This is a genomic window from uncultured Gimesia sp., from assembly GCF_963976445.1.
In the GTDB taxonomy this organism is placed as follows: domain Bacteria; phylum Planctomycetota; class Planctomycetia; order Planctomycetales; family Planctomycetaceae; genus Gimesia.
The window spans coordinates 15,473-34,979 of record NZ_CAXBKP010000026.1 but is presented as its reverse complement, the minus strand read 5'-3'; the positions used below and the strand labels follow the sequence as shown (position 1 = coordinate 34,979).

General features: G+C 50.8%; 12 protein-coding genes. 4 read left to right on the top strand and 8 right to left on the bottom strand.

From position 1 onward, the window contains the following. Positions 1–2 precede the first annotated feature (2 nt). The 3 genes from AAC022_RS21960 (at position 3) to AAC022_RS21950 (ending at position 4,991) form a co-directional block, all read left to right on the top strand. Complete coding sequence (locus AAC022_RS21960; protein ID WP_339734484.1) at positions 3–1,517, top strand: sugar ABC transporter ATP-binding protein; 1,515 nt, start codon at positions 3–5, stop codon at positions 1,515–1,517. Beyond that, the gene (locus AAC022_RS21955) at positions 1,504–2,454 is read left to right on the top strand and encodes an ABC transporter permease (RefSeq protein WP_339734482.1); all 951 of its coding nucleotides are present in this window, start codon (positions 1,504–1,506) and stop codon (positions 2,452–2,454) included. The genes AAC022_RS21960 and AAC022_RS21955 overlap by 14 nt, the downstream gene beginning before the upstream one ends. Before the next feature lie 197 nt (positions 2,455–2,651). Then, positions 2,652–4,991, top strand: a complete 2,340-nt coding sequence (locus AAC022_RS21950; protein ID WP_339734480.1) for an MMPL family transporter — start codon at positions 2,652–2,654, stop codon at positions 4,989–4,991. 18 nt (positions 4,992–5,009) lie between these two features. On the opposite strand, the gene AAC022_RS21945 is transcribed toward AAC022_RS21950, so the two are convergent. The 8 genes from AAC022_RS21945 to AAC022_RS21910 form a co-directional block, all read right to left on the bottom strand. After that, entirely contained in the window at positions 5,010–6,968 is a 1,959-nt protein-coding gene (locus AAC022_RS21945; RefSeq protein WP_339734478.1) for a translocase, read from the bottom strand. Between the two features lie 368 nt (positions 6,969–7,336). Continuing rightward, a complete protein-coding gene (locus AAC022_RS21940) occupies positions 7,337–8,284 on the bottom strand; it encodes a site-specific DNA-methyltransferase (protein ID WP_339734476.1) in 948 nt (315 codons plus the stop codon). A gap of 36 nt (positions 8,285–8,320) precedes the next feature. Beyond that, positions 8,321–8,956: a thioredoxin family protein gene (locus AAC022_RS21935; RefSeq protein ID WP_339734474.1), complete on the bottom strand. Its 636-nt coding sequence runs from the start codon at positions 8,954–8,956 to the stop codon at positions 8,321–8,323. A 61-nt stretch (positions 8,957–9,017) separates the two neighbouring features. Then, a complete protein-coding gene (locus AAC022_RS21930) occupies positions 9,018–10,088 on the bottom strand; it encodes an Ldh family oxidoreductase (RefSeq protein ID WP_339734472.1) in 1,071 nt (356 codons plus the stop codon). 209 nt (positions 10,089–10,297) lie between these two features. Beyond that, the gene (locus tag AAC022_RS21925; RefSeq protein ID WP_339734470.1) at positions 10,298–11,608 is read right to left on the bottom strand and encodes a PQQ-binding-like beta-propeller repeat protein; all 1,311 of its coding nucleotides are present in this window, start codon (positions 11,606–11,608) and stop codon (positions 10,298–10,300) included. A 28-nt stretch (positions 11,609–11,636) separates the two neighbouring features. Further along, on the bottom strand, positions 11,637–13,103 hold the full coding sequence (gene pyk / locus AAC022_RS21920) for a pyruvate kinase (protein ID WP_339734468.1): 1,467 nt from the start codon (positions 13,101–13,103) through the stop codon (positions 11,637–11,639). 70 nt (positions 13,104–13,173) lie between these two features. Then, positions 13,174–15,801 carry a DUF255 domain-containing protein gene (locus AAC022_RS21915; RefSeq protein ID WP_339734466.1) on the bottom strand — a complete coding sequence of 876 codons (2,628 nt, stop codon included), beginning with the start codon at positions 15,799–15,801 and terminating at the stop codon, positions 13,174–13,176. Positions 15,802–16,003: 202 nt separating this feature from the next. Further along, positions 16,004–16,957, bottom strand: coding sequence for a MoxR family ATPase (locus AAC022_RS21910; RefSeq protein ID WP_339734464.1), 954 nt, complete (start codon positions 16,955–16,957; stop codon positions 16,004–16,006). Between the two features lie 397 nt (positions 16,958–17,354). Between AAC022_RS21910 and AAC022_RS21905 the strand changes: the two genes are divergently transcribed. Continuing rightward, positions 17,355–19,463, top strand: a complete 2,109-nt coding sequence (locus AAC022_RS21905; protein ID WP_339734462.1) for an acetylxylan esterase — start codon at positions 17,355–17,357, stop codon at positions 19,461–19,463. The last annotated feature ends 44 nt before the right edge of the window (positions 19,464–19,507 follow it).

Sequence of the window (19,507 nt, the reverse complement as noted above, 5' to 3'; positions counted from 1 at the left end):
CGATGTCTGCCAAGAGTGTGCCGCTACTCAGGCTCCGGGGAATTACCAAACGCTTTGGTACAGTGACTGCACTGGATGAGATCAGCTTTGACCTGGAAGCCGGCGAAATTCATACCTTGCTGGGAGAGAACGGCGCGGGCAAAAGTACGCTGATTAAAATTCTGGGCGGCATTCATCAACCCGATCAGGGAGAAATCTGGCTGGAACAGAATCAAATCACGCTGCGAAATGTGGCCGATGCAGACCGGCAGAAAATTCGCTTGATCCATCAGGAACTTTCGCTGGCGCCCAATTTGTCTGTAGCAGAGAATATCTTTCTAGGTAGAGAACCGGTTTCGCTGGGAATCTTGCGCCGCTCTCAGATGAATCGGCAGGCAGAAGATCTGATCGCGCAATTGGACCTGTCTGAAATCAATGATGTGACCGCGCTGGTATCTGACCTGAGCACGGCACAACAGCAACTGGTAGAAATTGCCCGCACTTTATCGCAGGAAGCACGCATCCTGATTCTGGATGAGCCAACCTCGTCGCTTTCTGAGGTCGAGGTGGATGCATTGTTCAAAACGCTGCGACAACTGCGCGAGCAGGGAGTCGGCATCATTTATATTTCTCATCGGATGGAAGAGATCACGCGTCTGTCAGATCGGATTACCGTATTACGCGATGGAAAGTCGGTCGGGACGGCGAAAACAAATGAGATTGAAACAGGGACGCTCATTCAATGGATGGTGGGCCGTGATATCAAAGAGCATTTCCCCCGGCCCCCTTATCGCCCCGGCGAGGTGGCATTGAAAGTTTCCGAACTGAGTAATTCCCAGGTACATGACATTTCTTTTGAGGTCAGATATGGAGAAGTGCTGGGATTGTCCGGACTGGTTGGCGCCGGTCGGACCGAGCTGGCACGTGCTTTGTTTGGCATTGATCGTATCCAAAGCGGAACAATTCAAATCGATGGAAAACCAACGCAGATTCAGAGTCCCCGAGATGCTTTGCAGCAGGGGTTGGTTCTGGTTCCCGAAGATCGAAAGCGGCAAGGCCTGGTCAATGATCAGTCGGTCGCGTTCAATATCACGCTCCCTTGGTTGAAGGATTGGATCAACGGCTGTGTGTTTCATTACGGGGTTCGAAACGCCATCGTCGAACGGACGATCAGCCGATTTGGAGTCCGCTTGTCCGGAGCCGAGCAACCGGTTCGGGACCTGTCGGGCGGGAATCAGCAGAAAGTACTTGTTGGCCGCTGGATGGAACAGCCGCCCAAAATTCTGATTCTGGATGAACCGACACGCGGCATCGATGTGGGAGCGCGGGAAGACATGTATCGTATTATTGGTGGTCTGGTGGAACAGGGAATGGCCTTGATTTTAATTTCTTCGGATCTGGACGAAGTGTTGAATATTTCGCATAAAGTGGGCACGTTCCGAGAAGGACGACTTACCCGGATTTACGAAGCACAAAACGTCTCTGCAGAGCAGGTGATGCAGCAACTGACAGAAGGGGCAGCAAGTGAAAGTCGTTAAACAAATGGTTCCTCTGCTGGTCGCGATTATCATATTGCTCCTGCTGTTTCGAATCTGGGTGCCTACGTTTCTCTCTCCGGAAAACATGCTGAATCTGACGCAGCAGATCTCCGTCAATACCATCCTGGCGTTCGGGATGACATTGGTCATTTTGATTGGGGGGATCGATCTTTCCGTCGGCGCCATGGTTGCACTGGTGGGCACGACGACCGTGTTTTGTTTATCTGCTTTGTCTGGTGATTCTCAGAATCTGTTTCTGGTTTTGATTTCCATTCTGGCGGGATTGGGCGTCGCAGCGGTATTCGGAACTTTTCATGGTATTGCCGCATCAAAAACAGCGATGCCCCCGTTTATTATCACGCTGGCGTCAATGCTCATCGCCCGTGGTTGTGCACTACGGTTTAACAGTGGCCTGCCGATGCCGATTGAGGAACAGCAGACATTTTTCCTCGCGATTGGCAATGGTCGCCTGTTCGATGTGATTCCGATCCCCGTGGTTATCATGCTGACGCTGTTTTTTCTGATGGCGCTGCTATTACATCGTACCCGTTTTGGTCAGCATGTTTATGCGCTGGGAGGCAATCGAGAAGCGGCCTTGTATACCGGGATTCCCGTCGTCCGCGTCGAAATTCTGGTTTACCTGCTCTGTTCGCTGATGGCGGGAGTTGCCGGGATGATCCATACCGCACAGCTTTATTCTGCGGAACCGGGTTCAGGCGAGATGTTTGAATTAACGGCGATTGCCGCCGTTGTTGTTGGTGGTACCAGCTTTACGGGAGGCCGGGGAACCATGTTCGGCACGTTGATCGGAGCCGTTATTATTGGCATACTCGACAAAGGCCTGAATCAGGCAGGCGTCCATTATTCTCTGCAATATATCGTCAAAGGGGCCGTAATCTTGATTGCCGTTTATCTCGATGTGCGACGGAACAGATAGTCATTCAGCCTGTGTGGCGCCGTTGATGGCTGTTGTTTCGAATGTGCTGATTGCGCAGGGGGGCGAGTCTGCCGAAAGTTTATTCTTTTTTTGGACGAGTGAAAAGTCGTGAGCTAGACTTGCTGTGTACACATGGGCTGGATGGCCTTGGATGTACCCGTTGATCTTGTTTTGTCCCCTCACTCAGAGATCGTCCAATGACTTCTAAACAACCGCGTTACGTACGGCGCTATGTCGTTACCGTTATTTTATTGGTACTCGTCTCACCATTTCTGATTTATGGTGCGCACCAAAGTGTCGAAAGCATGTGCATTGCCCCAGAGAAGTGGGCGCCGCCTGTCATGCAATCCCGACAGAACTATGATAAGTTCAAAGATCATTTTGAGAGTAATGATCTGCTCTTAATCAGTTGGCCTGGTTGCACGGTCGATGATCCTCGCCTGATTGAATTCGAAGCCGCCATCAATGGGCCGCGCTCCACCGATTTTGGTGAGACACACGAGTCACTATTTGACCGTATCGTCAGTGGGGCTGGTGTGGTCAATACACTGACGGCACCTCCATTAAAGCTGCCGCGCGACGAAGCGCTGGTACGACTGGAGGGATCACTGGTCGGTCAAGACTTAAACGACAGTTGTGCCGTCATTATTTTAACAGATCGTGGGAATGAACTACGCAAACAATCCATCGAACATGTCTTAACGGTTGCTGAAGAAGTCTGCCTGTTACCACGCGAAGAGTTTCGTGTGACCGGCCCCCCCGTCGATGGAGTCGCCATTGATCGTGCCAGTATTCACAGTGTGAATCTGTTTGGTGCTTTGTCTACTTTCGTGGCAATTGGTCTCTGCTGGATTTGTATTCGTTCCTGGATGTTGACGGCTACAATCCTGCTGGCAGGTTTGTTCGGGCAAGGGCTCGTTCTGTCGCTGGTCTATTATTCCGGAACACCCCTGGATGCCGTTTTAATTATTACACCTTCACTGGTATTCGTGCTGACCATTTCCGCCGGCGTGCATCTGGTGAATTACTATTACGATGAATTATTTGCGACCGGCGCTCAGTCGAAAACAGAAGCGAATGAGGCAGTGCGCACCGGGTTTTCCAAAGGCTGGCAACCCTGTCTGCTGGCAGCGGTTACTACAGCCATCGGGCTTGGGTCGCTGATGGTTAGTCAGATTATCCCCATCGCGATGTTTGGTCTGCTGGCTTCGGTGGGCCTGTTGGTCACATTGGGAGTCTTATTGCTGATTCTGCCAGGAGCGATGCAGCTTTGGCCGCCTCAACAGATTTTGAAATTTAACCGGGGCAATAAGCGGTCAGCAACTCCCAAGTATTTTACTCGCATCTCCCACTGGATGGAAACGTTAGCGAAAGTGCTGCAGCGACATTCGGCAACGGTGTTCCTCTCCTCAATATTATTAATGGCGGTTTCGGCGTATGGCTTACTCTCAATCCGCTCTTCGGTCGATGTGCCTTCTCTGTTCCCGGCAGGCAGTCAGGTTCTGGATCATTACCAGTTTAACGAAGACCGGATGGGGCCGCTGATTCCCGTCGAAGTGGTCATCGAGTTTGACGCCGATTGTAAAAAAACATTTCTGCAACGCTTGCGGATTATCGATGATATTGAAAAAACGATCAAAAACATTGACGGCTATACGGGTACAATGTCGGCTGCCACCTTTGGTCCTAATCCAGTCGAACATAACGGGTTTGAATCGATATTCAGAAAAGTCGTGACCAATAAAAAACTGAAAGAGAACCGTCAGGCGGTACTGGATTCGGTTTATTTATCTGAAAATGACGGTACAGAATCGTGGCGTATCAGTGCCCGGGTTCCTGCGATGCAAAAGATCGATTATGGAGCCGCTCTGGCGAAGTTGAAAACAACGCTCAAGCCGGCACTCGAAAAATATAAAGCAGAGGGCGTGAATATGACCGCGTATTACACCGGGATTATGCCTTTGATTCATACGGTTCAGCAGTTGATTCTGCACGATCTGACCTGGAGTTTTCTCACCGCGTTCTTACTGGTGGCTGTGGTGATTGTCATCATCCAGCGCAGCCTGTGGACTGGGTTATTGAGCATGCTGCCCAATGTATTTCCAATCGTCGTCGTGTTTGGTTTGATGGGCTGGATGGATATTCCTCTGGATATTGGAGCCGTAATGACGGCCAGTGTCGCATTGGGAATTGCCATTGATGATACGCTGCATTTCCTGGCATGGTTCCGCAGAGAAAAGACCTTGAACCGAACCAACGAAGAAGCGATTCAATCTGCTTTGAAACATTGCGGACGTGCGATGATTCATACCACGTTTATTTGTGGCCTTGGATTAATGGTGTTTGGTTTCAGCGATTTTATTCCTACGCAAAGATTTGCCTGGATGATGCTGGCACTGCTGACAACGGCTTTGATTGGAGACTTGCTCTTCCTGCCTGCCATGTTAATGCAACCTTTTGCTAAGCATCTGCAGTTTGCGAAGAGGGGGATTTATGAAAAACTGAGCGTAGCGCCACACTCACTGTCAACAAAATAAACGGACAGGAGCGGGCTGCTAATGCTCGCTCAAGTTGGCGTGCTGGCCCATTTGTTTCAGCATCTGACGACGCTGAGTGATACGGTTCACCAGATCAATGCGTTGCTGTTCGTGTCGTTTCTCGATACGTTGTTGCGCCTGGTAGAAGTAACGCAGCGTCGATTTCAGATCCTGGCTGGTTTCCTGGAAACTGGTAATCAGGTCCTGCGCGTGTTCTTCGCCCAGGCCCGTTGCCAAAATATCGTCTTCGAGTGATAGAAAAACGCGGGCGCTGCCTGGATCTCCCTGGCGGGCGCAACGTCCGGTCAATTGCCGGTCGATGCGTGCGGATTCATGCAATTCAGAACAGATGACATGCAGGCCGCCTTTTTCAGTGACTCCCTCACCCAGCAGAATATCCGTTCCGCGGCCCGCCATGTTCGTGGCGACTGTAATCCGGCCTGGCTGTCCTGCCTCTTGAATAATGGATGCTTCATTTTCATGATTGAGCGCGTGTAGCACTTCATGCTCCAGCCCTGCTTGTAAGAGCAACGCCGATATCTGATTCGACAGATTCACGGAACGCGTCCCGATCAGCACCGGTCTGCCCTGCTGATGCATTGTGGCAGTTTCTTCAACGATCGCGGCCCATTTTTCTTCTGTCGTCAGAAAGATCTGTTCGGGAAGATCTTTACGTTTCGAAGGCCGATTGGTGGGGATTTTAATGACGGGGGTGCCAAAGACTTTTTTCAATTCACTGGCGGCAGATTCGGCGGTTCCCGTCATGCCTGCCATGCGCGGATAGCGCGAGAATAGTTCCTGAACCGTTGTTTGTGCGCCGATTTTTGTGGGTGAGGTAATCTCTAGGCCCTCTTTGGCTTCAATGGCCTGGTGAACGCCGTTTTGCCACTTGCGGCCTTCTGAGATGCGCCCCGTGAATTCATCAACGATCGCCACCTTCCCATCACAGACAACATAGTCGCGACCGTTCTGGAAATAGTGATGCGCCTTTAAGGCGCGTTCGGAAGACTGATAAGCGGTGCCCGTATCGAGTGAACCGGGGGCATCAGTCTGTAATAATAGTTCACGTACCACACGTCGACCCGCTTCGGTTAGTTCCATGCCCCGCTGCGGACCATGGTCGATATAATGTTCATCAACAGTTAATTGCGCAATTTGCGATGCACTCCACTGGCAGAGATCAGTCATCTGCTCTGCTTCGGCAGCATCAGTCTGTCCAATGATCAATGGCGTGCGTGCTTCGTCAATCAGAATGCTGTCGGCTTCATCGATGATCACCATGTAAGGCTTTCGGGGATTCAGCAATCGTTGCTCGCTTTGATTGTTCTGCTGACCGAATAACTGCTCGCGATGAGGAGAGACAGTCATTTTGGAACCCGGCGCACTGAGCAGGTCCTTCAGATAGTCAAAACCAAACTCGCGTGCGGTGCTGTAAGTGATATCACATTCATAAGCGGCCCGCCGTTCGGCCGTTGTGGAATCAGCGGTGATGGTTCCGACGGTCATTCCCAGCGAATAATAAACGGGGCTCAACCACTGGGCGTCTCGTTCGGCGAGATAATCATTGGCAGTGGCGATATGAATGCCCTCATCGGGTAACGCATTCAGGCACAACGTCAACGCCGCCGTCAGAGTTTTTCCTTCACCCGTCTGCATTTCTGCGATGGCGCCTTCATGCATGGCAAACGCGCCCAGGTATTGCACAGGATAAGGCGTCATACCCAGATGACGTTGCATTTGCTCGCTGACGATCGCAAACGATTCCGGAAGCAGATTCGTGAGCGACTCACCACTTTGTACTCGAAAGCGGAGTGAGTTCCATTCATCAAATAACTGGGATTCAGACAGGGAAGATAAATCCTGTTGCAGGAATTGAATCTGCTCGATCATATCCCACCATAGCGCAGGGATTTCGTTTTCTCCCGTTAGAAGAAATCCTCGCAGTCGATTCGTGAGAGAGGTGATGAAGTTCGCCACGATGAATCTTTAAAATCCCGATAAGGGTTGTGGTTGATGCGATCTGTATATTCTAACGAACCGTTGCGGCTGTTTCGATCCTTTTTATCTGCAAGCCTGACTGAAGCCAGAAATGAGTGTGCTGTGTTGATTTTTCGCAACAGCGCCGGCAAACCAATGTTGTTTTACGGCAACAATTTAGGACACAGAGCCCTTATTTCAGGAGCAAAAGCGGCATATCACTGTAAAGGCACATTCCATACCGCGGGAGATGGGGGCACTGGCTGCTTCGGGTGGATAGCGACGACTTTGACGGCGCATTCTGGAAATGAGAGTGCGCGCGTCAAGCGTTGCAGGCAGGTATGAAACTAAGAGCGAGAAGAGTCAGATCAGAGCAATTTTTTCTGACGTGGATTCTGTTTTTTTGAAGCGGCGCTTTTTTTAGAAGCAGTACTCGCTGGCTGCTCTTTCAGTCGCTTTCCATTTTTGGTCGAGGGAGCACTGACCAGCGGGTTTTCCTGTCCGTCCAATGGCTGTCCGATTTCGATTTCAGTCAGCCGTTGTTGTGCGCGTGCGCCATATTCATCGGAGAGTTCGAAACCGACAAATTGACGGTTTAATTTCTTCGCGACAGCCAGAGTGGTTCCGCTTCCCGAGAAAGGATCGAGGACCACTTCTTCCGGGTGCGAACAGGCGCGAATGATGCGCCCCAGAAGTTGTTCGGGCATCTGACAGCCGTGCCAGCCCTGACGTTCCTTGAACGTGCCATTGATGCGGGGAAAGTACCAGGTGTCTTCATCTGCCTGAAAACTCTCAGGAATATCTTGTGGCCTCAGGATCCAAGTGTCATCGGGAAGGCGTCCCTTGGGGTTGGCCCGCTTATCGCCGTAAACGAGTTGGCGGGCAGAAGGAATGCGGATCGAGGGATCGTCGGCGTTGAATGTAAATTGTTTTGGGTCTTTGACCATATGAAATAAATGCGCATGTGAGCGGCTGAATTTATTTTTGCAGTTTACGCCAAAGGTGTAATACCAGATGACCCAACTGCGGCAGGTGAGCCCGAGTTCCCGCTGCATTATGACTTTGAGTTCAGCCGCGTATTCATCACCAATCGCCAGCCAGAACGTACCATCCGGTTTCAAGAGCCGCACGACTTCGGCCAACCAGAGCGAACACCAGTCGAGGTATTGTTCACTCTCAAGACGGTCTTCGTATTGATCGTATTCATAGCCGATATTGAACGGCGGATCGGCGAATGCCAAATCGATCGATTCCGCTTCGAGTCCCTGCATTCCAGCAATGCAGTCCTGAATATGTATCTGGTTCAATTTCGTCATGTGTGCTGCTATTGAAACGATTGAGAAGAGAAAGTGTTATTTTTTTCTGCGGATGCGTTTGTAGCGAACATTACAGCCGATGGCAATGGTCTCCTGCGTTTCCGGCTGTTTGCCTGCTAAAGCCGCTTCAATCGCCTGTGCGACGTAATCGCGTTTGACTTTGCTGGCATCGGTGGCGTCATCCATGGCTCCCATGTAAACGACTTTTCGGTCTTTGTTTAAAACAAAAAACTCGGGAGTCCGCGTGGCGCCGAATTGCTGGCCGATCTTTTGTGTTTTGTCAAACAGATAAGGGAAGACAAACTTTTTCTTTTCGGCCTGCGCTTTCATTTTTTCCAGACTGTCAGCCGGCACCAGATTCACATTGACGGCAATCACGCCCACTGGGGAATCCTTCGTGGCATATTTTTGCGCGAGACGATTCAGACGGTCTTCATAGTCAACTGCATAAGGACAACTGTTACAGGTGAAGGCGATCACCAGCACGTCTTTGTCTTTGAAGGAATCGCTGGAATAAGTCTTGCCATCTGTCGCAGGCAACTTTTCCCAGGTCGGCGCCGGATCGCCTGCGTTCAGCACAGGATTGTATTTACCCGCCGCGAGTTCTGTGTGGGTGGAACAGAGGAAGCAGATGGATAATATCAGAAGCGAAATTGACTGACGTGCTGCCATTTTCATTTCAGACCTCAAAATTCGTGATTAAGAAAGGTGATATCAAAAAACAGAAGTACGTTTACCAGGGGACGTCATACTTCACGCGCTCAGCCAGTTCTTTGAGTGAGTTGGCATGATCGCGATGCACGTACAGGCCTTCCTGGAGCGCCCGTTGAGTCTGTTTCCATTCCTGCTCCCCGGGTAATTGAACCCGCTGGTTTTCGTTGACCGGGTTTAACTGATGTATGGCCTCCGTCGCGGATGCCAGTGTTTCATGGAATTTGTCTTCTTCAACGAACTGTTTGATATCGATGACATAGAAAAAATGTTCCGAGCCTTCCAGTTCCGGTGCACGCGTTTTGTGGATCGGCAGTTTGCCTCCGGTTAACGCCCCCGTCAGTATCGAACTGACCATGGCGAGCCCATAACCACGGGGGCCCGCTGCAGGCAGGAGTGTTTTGACGGCTGAGGAATCGGTGGTTTCTTTCCCCTCACTGTCCAGAGCATAACCGGGTGGCACCGGTAATCCATACAGGGACAGCGTCTCCAGTTTTCCCCATGACGTTTTGGCGCATGCCATATCCAGAACAAAGGGGGCTCCTTCGCGGGTGGGAACGCCCCAGGCGATGGCGTTGTTTGCCGTTGCGCCCTGTGTGCTGCCATGGGCGGCTACGGTGGCTCTGCCGGTATTCGTGGTGCAGTAGCCAATCATGCCGGCTTTGGCCGCCAGCAGAACATAAACGGCGGCGGCGCCAAAATGATGGCTGTTGCGAACCGTTACGGTTCCCGTGCCGACTTCGCTTGCTTTTTTGATCGCCAGTTCCATGGCGCGGGTTGCGGCGACATGCCCCATCGCATTGCTGCCATCCAGAACTGCGATTGCTGGCGTTTCCGTGATCGTCAGGATTTGTGCACGGGGATCGATATCGCCCATGTCCATCGCATCCAGATACCGTTCTGCGGCGCGGCTGCCATGTGAATGAATGCCGCGCAGGTCGGCTTCGATTAACCGATCCGCGGCGATTTCCGCCTCAACTTGAAACATCCCCATCCGCACAAAAAGCTTGACCAGCAATTCTTTGAGCGGTTCCAGTGGTATCAGAACTTCCTGGGATCGATCCTGAGGAGGAGCAAAATGATCCGACGACATAATAGTAACTCTCGATGTATGAACAGTGTTCACACGCACTAAAGAAAGTGCGCGTACATAAACAGGCTGTGTAGCCCTGATGATAGACTAACGCCAATTATATCCGGTTTCGACTCTAAGCGGGACTGACGATCCGACTTTTGGTAATTCTCCACAAAATTGTGACAGGTTTTCGTTTGAAAATTCTCGACGAAAATATCCGTGTTGTACTACTTCGCGGATAAATCGACGCGGATGATTTCTTTATCATTCCGTGCAAACACGCTTTTCATAGCAAACGCGGGATGCGACCAGATGGTCATACGGCGTTGAACGCGGCGGGTCGGCTCGATTAATTTGGCACGGCTGATTTCTTCATATCCCTGCGGAGTCAGATTGGCGATGATCAGATCGCCTTGCTCATTATGTAGAAAATAGCGATCTTCGTGCGGGACAATGAATGCGTTCCACCAGCGCCCTTTGCCGGTTGCTTTTTCTGTTTCCCACAAACGGCGACCGTTGCTGGCATCGAGGCACCGCAGTTGACCGTAACTGCAGACGCCGTAGATGTGCGTTCCGTTGAAAATGGGAGTCATCATAATCGGGTGCAGGCCATCCGTCTTGAGCTCACTGTCGCTGTTTCCTGACCAGACAATTTTTGCCTGACTGCCGTCATTAGAGACTTCAATCATGCGTGGCCCATTATAAAAACTGGCGACGAACAGGCGATTTTTCACTTTGCGCGGTGTGGCGATGCTCAGCCCATAGCGGACACCATATGGGACTTCCCAGATCAGTTTTCCGGTCTTCGGTTCCAGAGCAGAGACCGCCGTCGGATGCCAGACAATCAGTTCCCGTTTCCCGCCAAACGTGAAGATGACGGGCGGCGCATAACCGACGGCACGGTCATCGAGGGCTCGCCAGAGTTCTTTGCCCGTCGCTTTATCAAAACTGACGACCAGAGAATTCTTTTGTCCGCCTACCAGCGTAATGAGTTGATCGCCGTCCACCAGCGGTGCCGCCACCATGCCCCAGGTCGCGAGTCTGGTTCCATAATCTTCAACGAAGTTTTTACTCCAGAGGACTTTTCCTGTCGCCGCATCAAAGCAGAATAAGTGGCCTTGCGCGCCGAGTGTGTATACGCGGCCGGCGTCGATCACCGGCGTCGCACGCGGGCCAGCGGGATAGCTGACGGAATACTCTACCGGATATTCATAATTCCAGATTGGTTTTCCGCTTTCCGCATCCAGGCACAAGACCCGTTCATATCCCACGCGTTGTTTGAAAATACGATCTGTCACGAAAACACACCAGCGGGAATTCACCTCTGCAACAGCCGGTCCGGAATAGCCTTCGCCAATCGGAGTCGACCAGACGCGCGGGAGCAGGCCGGTGGTGGGGAGTGTTTTCACAATCCCCGTTTCCCGCCAGACAAGATCCTGCTCTGGTCCACCCCATTGAGGCCAGTCATCACCAAAGCCAAACTGAGAAGTCAGACTGGAACAGAGCAGTGTTATGATCAAAGTCAATTTGTGTGGCATGCTGCCCTCAAATATTTAACAGACAGAGTTATTTCACTTCATGGACTAAAAGCATATCGTGCCCTAGTGAAGACCAATCGGTTCCCGAAATCAAGACAATCTGACTTCCCGCCGATAGGAAACCGAGCTTTTTGCCATAAGTGTCGATGAATTTCAGAATTTTTTGTGGTGACTTATCGACGACATCGGTCAGTAGTGGGGTCACACCCCAGTAAAGCGTAATGCGGCGGGCAGTCGCCGGTCGATCGGTGAGGGCGACCGTGGGGACGGTACGGCGCTGTTTGGAAAGTGCCATTGCCGTTTTTCCTTCGTGCGTACAGGTCACCATCAAGTCGGCGTCCAGTTTTTCCGCTGTAATGCCGGCACCCAGGGTGACGGCTTCGGTGACTTCACGCGCATGTAAGCGGCGGTTACTGGTGATCTCTTCCGAATGCAGATTGGATGACAGGATGCGGGCGGCTTCGCGAACGATGCGGCTCATCATTTCGACAGCAGCCAGTGGGCTGACACCAACGGCTGTTTCACCAGAGAGCATCACGGCGTCGCTGCCATCCAGAACGGCGTTGGCCACGTCACTGGCTTCAGCGCGTGTTGGAAAGGTATTGAACTGCATACTGTCGAGCATTTGCGTGGCGGTAATCACCGGTATGCGGTATTGATTACAGAGATGGATAATCCGTTTTTGAATAATGGGAACCCGTTCGATATCGACTTCAACCCCCAGATCGCCGCGTGCGACCATGACAGCGTCGGTGAGTTTGAGAATCTGTTCGATATCGCTGACGGCTTCGATTTTTTCAATCTTGGCGACGATCTGCGGGCGATCAACGGGTTTTAATTTGTCGATTTCTTCATTCAGGTGTGTAATGTCATCGGCGGAACGAACAAAGCTGAGGCCGACGTAATCGAGCCCGTGTTCAACGCCCCAGGCAAGGTCTTTGAGATCTTTTTCTGTCAGACAAGGTGTACTCAACTGGACGCCGGGCAGATTCACACCCTGCTTACTGCGAATGATGCCTTCCCGTTCGACAACGCACTCCACGAATTCTTCATCTTCTGGTTTTGCCACCACACGCATGGCAACCATACCATCGGCTAAAAGTACGGGGTCACCCACGCGGAGATCGCGGATCAAAGGTTCGTAAGTGCAGGTCAGCTCCTGTGGATTATCGGAATCGATACCACGAATGAAGCGAAATTTCATATTATGCCGACAGGCAATTTCACCATCCGGTAAAACTCCCAGACGAATTTTCGGTCCGGATAAATCGCCCAGAATTCCAATCGGCTTTCCCAGTTCTTCCGAGAGCTCATGGATATTTTTGACAACTTCGGCGAGATTGTCGTGCTTTCCATGCGCGAAGTTCAGCCGAAACAGGTCAACGCCGGCGATAATTAATTTACGCAGCATTTCGCGAGAATCGGAAGCCGGGCCGACCGTGGCAATGATCTTTGTTTTTACGAGCGGCTGTTCTTCATATTGTGTGTCGTTCATCATGAACCTTTAAAAAAATATTGCGACAGCAAACATTTCAATTCGCTCTGTTTTCGTCGGGATTAGAAACTCAGTCTTTCGTTTCAGATTGAAACCATTTTTGATTGACTTGTTTGATTGGTTCGCCCGGTTTGGCGATTCGAAATTTCCCTTTCAGACTGACCGTCGTGGGGCGAATACAGGTTTTGTCATTACACGCCTGATATTTTACATTCAGCTCCAGTTCTTCATCTTTTCCAGCGGCACCGGCAGGTATGGTGAGTATGCCTCGAATGATGGCCTGTTTTTCGTAAACCTGCAGCGGTTGATCATAACCGGTCACTTCGAATGCGTGACCGGCGGGATATTTCACCTTCGATAATTTGATATTCTGAGCCGTCTTAATCGTGAACGTGGTCGGTACTAGAAAATCAGGACTGGATGGATTTTGGTTGATGTGCCAGCCCTCTTCAATCGCCAGCACAATCGCTACTTTGCAGGTTTGACCCGCGGGCAGTTTGTCGACCGAGAGGTACGCTTTCGCAGTGACCAGTTTTTTCTTGGGACTGGTTTGGCCTAAGCCTGCTGCCACCAGTAATTCGATACCTGGATTCACGGCTGCCAACTGTTCTGATTCTTCATCAGCGGTGAGCAATAATCGAAAATCGCCGGCAGGGATGGAAAGCGCCGATTGTTTTTGATTGAGGGGTGAATCCAGATATTCTCCGACGGCCTGTACCAACTGGGCACAGCGGCCGGGATAGAGTTTGATGATTCTGCCAAACAGTTGGAGTGTCTGGTCAGCGTGCTGGCGGTATTTCGGTTCCTGAGTCAGATCGGATAAGCGAATCAGGTTGCGGACGCTGATGCTGTTTCCAGATGGAATCGCCGCGTCGTAGGCATTTTTGGTGCGGGCGATTAACTGTTCGTGGTCGTGCGTGGTGAAATAGAATCCGTGCTCTTTCTGATCCCAGAAGAGTTCAATCTGCAGGTCAGTCAGTTGACGGGCCTGGTCCAGCCAGTGTTGTTTGCCAGTTGCCTCATGCAGTGCCAGCAGTCCCTGAACGAGAAACGTATAGTCGTCGAGATAGGCGTTTAAGCGTGCCTGGCCTGAACGATAACTGCGATACAGGTGACCTTGTTCATTGCGCATTTGATCCAGAATAAACTGTGCTGCCTTTTCAGCGGCGGCAGTATACTCGGGGCGTTTTAGAACGCGACCGGCTGTCGCCATGCCTTGAATCATTAGGCCGTTCCAACTGGTCAGGATTTTATCATCTTTTAACAGGGGCTTTCTTTGATTACGAATCGAATGCAGCTTTTGACGCATCGCGGCGAGTCTGGTTTCGAGCGCGGCGGGAGTCGTCTTTTGCTTTTCAGCGAGTGCTTCCAGGGAAGTGACACGGTGTAAAACAAAACCGTGTTCGAAGCGGGTGGGTTCATTCAATCCGTAGAATTCCGCGAACAGGCTATAGTCATCGCCCAGCGCGGTTTTGAGTTCTTCTTTCGACCAGGCATAATGTTCGCCTTCAACGCCATCGGTTTCTGCATCTAGGGCCGAATAAAAGCCTCCTTGAGGATCGGTCAATTCCCGCAGCACAAAATCGATAATGCCTTCGGTAACCTGCTTGTATTGAACGTTGCCCGTTTGCGCAAACGCATTCGCATACAGTGATGCCAACTGTCCGTTATCGTAGAGCATTTTTTCAAAGTGGGGGACATGCCAGTAGCGGTCGGTACTGTAACGGTGAAAGCCACCTCCCAAGTGATCATAGATGCCGCCGTTCGCCATCGCGTCGAGTGTGTGATACAGAACCTTAGCGGACTCTGCCGAAGTGGCGTCCTGCGAGGGAGCCTGTATGTCGTATTGCAGCAGTACCAGCTTGGACGAAGTCGGAAACTTGGGTGCATTCGGTGAGACTTCAGAGAAATCGATCCCCCCAAATTCCGTATCGTAACTGGCGTTGATAGATCGGACACCCGCTTTGACGAGTTTACTTTCGATTAAGATGGTTTCCGTCGCGGCTGCTTCTTTTTGCAGGCGGGCAACTTCTTTAGCAATGATCGTCGCGCTTTGCTGGACCTGTTTCTTATCTGCTGACCAGAGCTGATTCACGCGTTGCAGGACGCGAGGAAAACTCATCTGGCCTCCCTGATCGGTGGGAGGAAAATAAGTGCCGCCTGCAAATGGTTCCCGCTCCGGGGTTAAAAACATTGATAACGGCCAGCCACCATTGGCAGAGGCGCCAATCAGGTGAAAGTAAACGCTTAAGGATGTCATGTAAATGTCATCGATGTCCGGGCGTTCTTCCCGATCAACTTTGATGTTCACAAAATTCTGATTCATGTATTTGGCAATGTCAGGGTTTTCAAAAACCAGACGTTCCATTACGTGGCACCAGTAACAACTGCTGTAGCCAATCGAGAGAAAGATGATTTTGTTTTCCTGCTTTGCTTTTTCAAACGCCTCTGGTCCCCAGGGGTACCAGTCCACTGGATTATGTTGATGCAGCAGCAGATAAGGGCTGGTCTCTTTTGACAGCCGATTAGTGAATTTTGTCGTTTCTTTTGGAGATTCGCTCGAGTCAGAGGATGCCTGCTGCGGTGTTTTTTGAGAATCATCATCGGCAGACAACATTTGATGGTTCCAGTTTGAGCTGATGAAGCAAGTCGTGAGAACCAGACCGAGCCACCACTTTGTAATTTGATTGCAATCCATTTTTATTCCTCCAGGGACAAGCCAGCGTCTGAGTGCCCTGTCAAGCGTTATTGGTCTAAAGCAGCCTAGCCGAACTGCGACTGATCTGACGGTAGGTACCAGTATCTTATCTAATCCAACCGCGGACGACTATTTAATAATAGCAGAACCGTAAAAATTCCGCGGGACAGCGTAGATTGTCTAAGTGAGCGGTCTTCCCATTTTATCCCGGAACCGCAGCCTGTTGTAGGATCTGCCGAATGATTTCACTCGCGCGGGTCCGTTGGTTCTCGCGCACCAGGGATTTCGTAATGACCCGGTGTGCTAATACGGGGACGGCTAACTCTTTGATATCATCCGGTGTGACATAGTCACGTCCTTCCGTATACGCTTTGCTTTGGGCGGCATGGGAATACGTAATCGCACCCCGTGTACTGACGCCTAAGGTGAGCTCCGGGTGGTTGCGGGTCATGTCCACAATTTCCAGGATGTAGTCCGTTAATGAATCATCAACGCGCACATTGGAGACATCCTGTTGCATTTCCCTGAGCTGTTTGATTGTGATTACCGGCTGCAGAGTATCCACAGGTTCGCCCGAGCGATGCTGGATTAAAACATCCCGTTCGGTTGATCGTTCAGGGTAACCGATGTCGATACACATCATGAATCGGTCGAGCTGGTTTTCTGGTAAAGGATAGGTGCCTTCAAATTCAAACGGGTTTTGCGTCGCCAGAACGAAGAAGGGGGGCTGCAGCAGAATCGTTTGCCCTTCGACACTCACCTGGCCTTCATTCATCGCTTCCAGCAGGGCGCTTTGAGTGCGGGGAGGCGTGCGGTTGATTTCATCTGCCAGCAGGATGTTGGAAAAAATTGGGCCTTTACGAAATTCAAATTCGCCCAGGTTGGGAAGAAAGACATTCGAACCCAGAATATCGGAGGGCAGCATGTCCGGCGTGAATTGAACTCGTTTGTAGTTGCAATCCAGGCTTTTCGCGATGGCTTTTGCCAGTGAGGTTTTACCAACACCAGGCGCATCTTCGATCAGAATATGACCTTCTGCCAACAATGTGACAATGGCAAGTTTCACGACCTCCGGTTTACCGATGAGGACTTTGGAAATGTTTTTGTGAAGAATTTTGACCAGTTCTGCAGTCTCTTGCTGGGAACGAACTTCCATTTATGATCCATTTCTGATGGAAACGTCTGCTGACGTCTGCTGGTGTAGCGGAGAGCACTATTGTGTTTCTAGTTTTAGAATTACATAAATCTGTCATTCATTTCAACTATCAGTGTATCCAGTTAGTAAACAGTGTATCCAGTTATTAACGCTTATGGAATTATGAGAAAACAACTAAAATAATTCTGTACAATTGTCGGAATGATTTTCATTATAGAGAAGCCAATTGTAAAGAAAACGAAAATATGATAACAATCAGCGCGTGATCACAGCATAATTTGAATTTCGCAACTTTGTTTCAGCGTATTTGAGATCATGGAATACCGTGTTTGAGATCATGTAAAACAGTGACGCCGTGTATTTTTTTAATTATAAATATTCATCAGGATCATTCAATATGTCGGGCTCAAAACAGGCGATTGACCAGTTTGAAACTCTCTCACGACGTGCTTTTCTAAAAACGGGAGGAGTCAGTCTGGTTGGTTTGAGTCTGCTAGAGAACCTGATGATTCAAGAACTGGCTGCGGCGCCCGCAAAACCTGATCAAACAGTTCCCACATTGAATCGTTTCCCGCGAATGGTTCAGGAATACTTTGTTGATCGCGTCAGGGAACAGGAAGCAAAAACAATTGCGCGGCTGGATTCGCTCAAAACAAAAGCGGACGCAGAAGAGTATGTAAGTTCCGTGCAGAAACGAATTCGGGAGGCATTCGGGCCGAATCCGGAACGGACACCTTTAAATGCCCGCGTCACGAAAACAACAGACCGTGATACTTATACAATTGAAAATATCATTTTTGAAAGCCGGCCCGGCTTTCTGGTGACAGGCAATCTGTATCTTCCGAAAGGCATCACGAAACCGGTTCCCGGCGTGGTGGGAACCTGTGGTCACTCACACAATGGGAAAGCAGAAACCGCTTACCAGTCGTTTTCACAAGGGCTGGCCAGAAAAGGATACGTCGTTCTGATCTATGACCCGATCGGCCAGGGAGAGCGGGTTCAGTATTCCGGTGACGATCTGAAATCAACGATTGGTGTCGGCGTTCGCGAACATTTGCACGGCGGCAATCAGCAGTTTCTGGTGGGAGAAAATCTGGCGATGTGGCGTGCCTGGGATGGTGTTCGCGCACTGGATTATCTGCTAACCCGTAAAGAGGTTGATCCCAAACAGGTAGGAGTGACCGGAAATTCAGGCGGCGGAACCATGACCACCTGGCTGTGTGGGGTAGAACCCCGCTGGACAATGGCGGCTCCCAGCTGTTTCGTGACTACATTCCGACGCAACATGGAGAACGAACTTCCCGCCGATACCGAACAGTGTCCGCCGAAAGTGTTAGCCTTGGAACTCGATCACGCCGACTTCTTAGCCGCCCAGGCTCCGAAACCCGTCCGGATTTTAGCTAAAGAACGCGATTTTTTCGATGTCCGGGGTGCGCGGGAAGCCTACCTCCGATTGCAGCGGCTATATAAATTGCTGGGGAAAGAGGAAAACGTATCGCTGTTTGTCGGACCAACGTATCACGGTTATTCGCAGGAAAATCGCGAAGCTATGTATGAATGGTTTAATCAAGCGACCGGTGTCTCCAGTGAATCCAAAGAGCCGAAGCTGACCATCGAAAAAGATGAAACGCTGTGGTGTACTCCCAAAGGGTCCGTCGCTGATCTCGATTCCAAACCGATTCATGTCTTTACGGCAGAGCGATCAAAGGAACTGGCCCAGCAACGCAAACCCAAAACAGGCGCAGCCCTCCAGTCGGTTGTAGCAGAAACACTCCGCTTGAAGCATATCGAGGGAACTCCCGATTACCGTATTTTGCGGAACCGAGGCGGGAAAAATTATCCGCTGAAACATTCGATTACCTACGCGGTCGAGACAGAGCCCGGTATTCAGGCAATTGTCTATCGTGTGTCTGATGAGCGTCTCTATTCCCGACCTCCCCAGAATGCAGGTCAGCAGGCGACCTTGTATGTGTCCCATGTTTCATCCGACGCAGAGCTGCGGGAAGAACCATTGTTGAAAACCGCCAGTCAGGATAAAGACCGTGTGCTTTATACCTGTGATGTGCGAGGCATTGGCGAGTCGATGCCGGATACGACCAGCCCGAATTCGTTTTTTACGCCTTACGGCAGCGACTATTTTTACGCCGCGCATTCTGTGATGCTGGATGAACCTTACATCGGCCAAAGAACATTTGATGTCTTGCGTACTCTCGACTGGATGGCTGCGAACGGGCATACCGATATTCATCTGATCGGCCGGGGTTGGGGTGCTTTGCCGGCGACGTTTGCGGCGTTATTCTCACCTTATGTGAAACAGGTTACGTTGAAAAATGGGTTGACCTCCTTTAGCGACATTGCAGAGACGGAACACTACCATTGGCCATTGTCGACTTTGGTTCCCAATGTATTGGCGTCCTTTGATATGCCAGAATGCTATGCAGAACTGAAGGCACGCAAAGGCCTTACGCAAATTGCTCCCTGGGGAGCAAAAGGCGCTGACAGCTAAGAACAGACGCAAACAGCCTTGCGTCAACGGGGGCTCGCTCGTCA

Excerpts from the sequence above, each read along its gene's own strand:
- AAC022_RS21960 (WP_339734484.1), top strand. The coding sequence starts at position 3 with ATGTCTGCCAAGAGTGTGCCGCTACTCAGGCTCCGGGGAATTACCAAA.
- AAC022_RS21950 (WP_339734480.1), top strand. The coding sequence starts at position 2,652 with ATGACTTCTAAACAACCGCGTTACGTACGGCGCTATGTCGTTACCGTT.
- AAC022_RS21940 (WP_339734476.1), bottom strand. The coding sequence starts at position 8,284 with ATGACGAAATTGAACCAGATACATATTCAGGACTGCATTGCTGGAATG.
- AAC022_RS21935 (WP_339734474.1), bottom strand. The coding sequence starts at position 8,956 with ATGGCAGCACGTCAGTCAATTTCGCTTCTGATATTATCCATCTGCTTC.
- AAC022_RS21930 (WP_339734472.1), bottom strand. The coding sequence starts at position 10,088 with ATGTCGTCGGATCATTTTGCTCCTCCTCAGGATCGATCCCAGGAAGTT.
- AAC022_RS21925 (WP_339734470.1), bottom strand. The coding sequence starts at position 11,608 with ATGCCACACAAATTGACTTTGATCATAACACTGCTCTGTTCCAGTCTG.
- pyk (WP_339734468.1), bottom strand. The coding sequence starts at position 13,103 with ATGAACGACACACAATATGAAGAACAGCCGCTCGTAAAAACAAAGATC.
- AAC022_RS21915 (WP_339734466.1), bottom strand. The coding sequence starts at position 15,801 with ATGGATTGCAATCAAATTACAAAGTGGTGGCTCGGTCTGGTTCTCACG.
- AAC022_RS21910 (WP_339734464.1), bottom strand. The coding sequence starts at position 16,957 with ATGGAAGTTCGTTCCCAGCAAGAGACTGCAGAACTGGTCAAAATTCTT.
- AAC022_RS21905 (WP_339734462.1), top strand. The coding sequence starts at position 17,355 with ATGTCGGGCTCAAAACAGGCGATTGACCAGTTTGAAACTCTCTCACGA.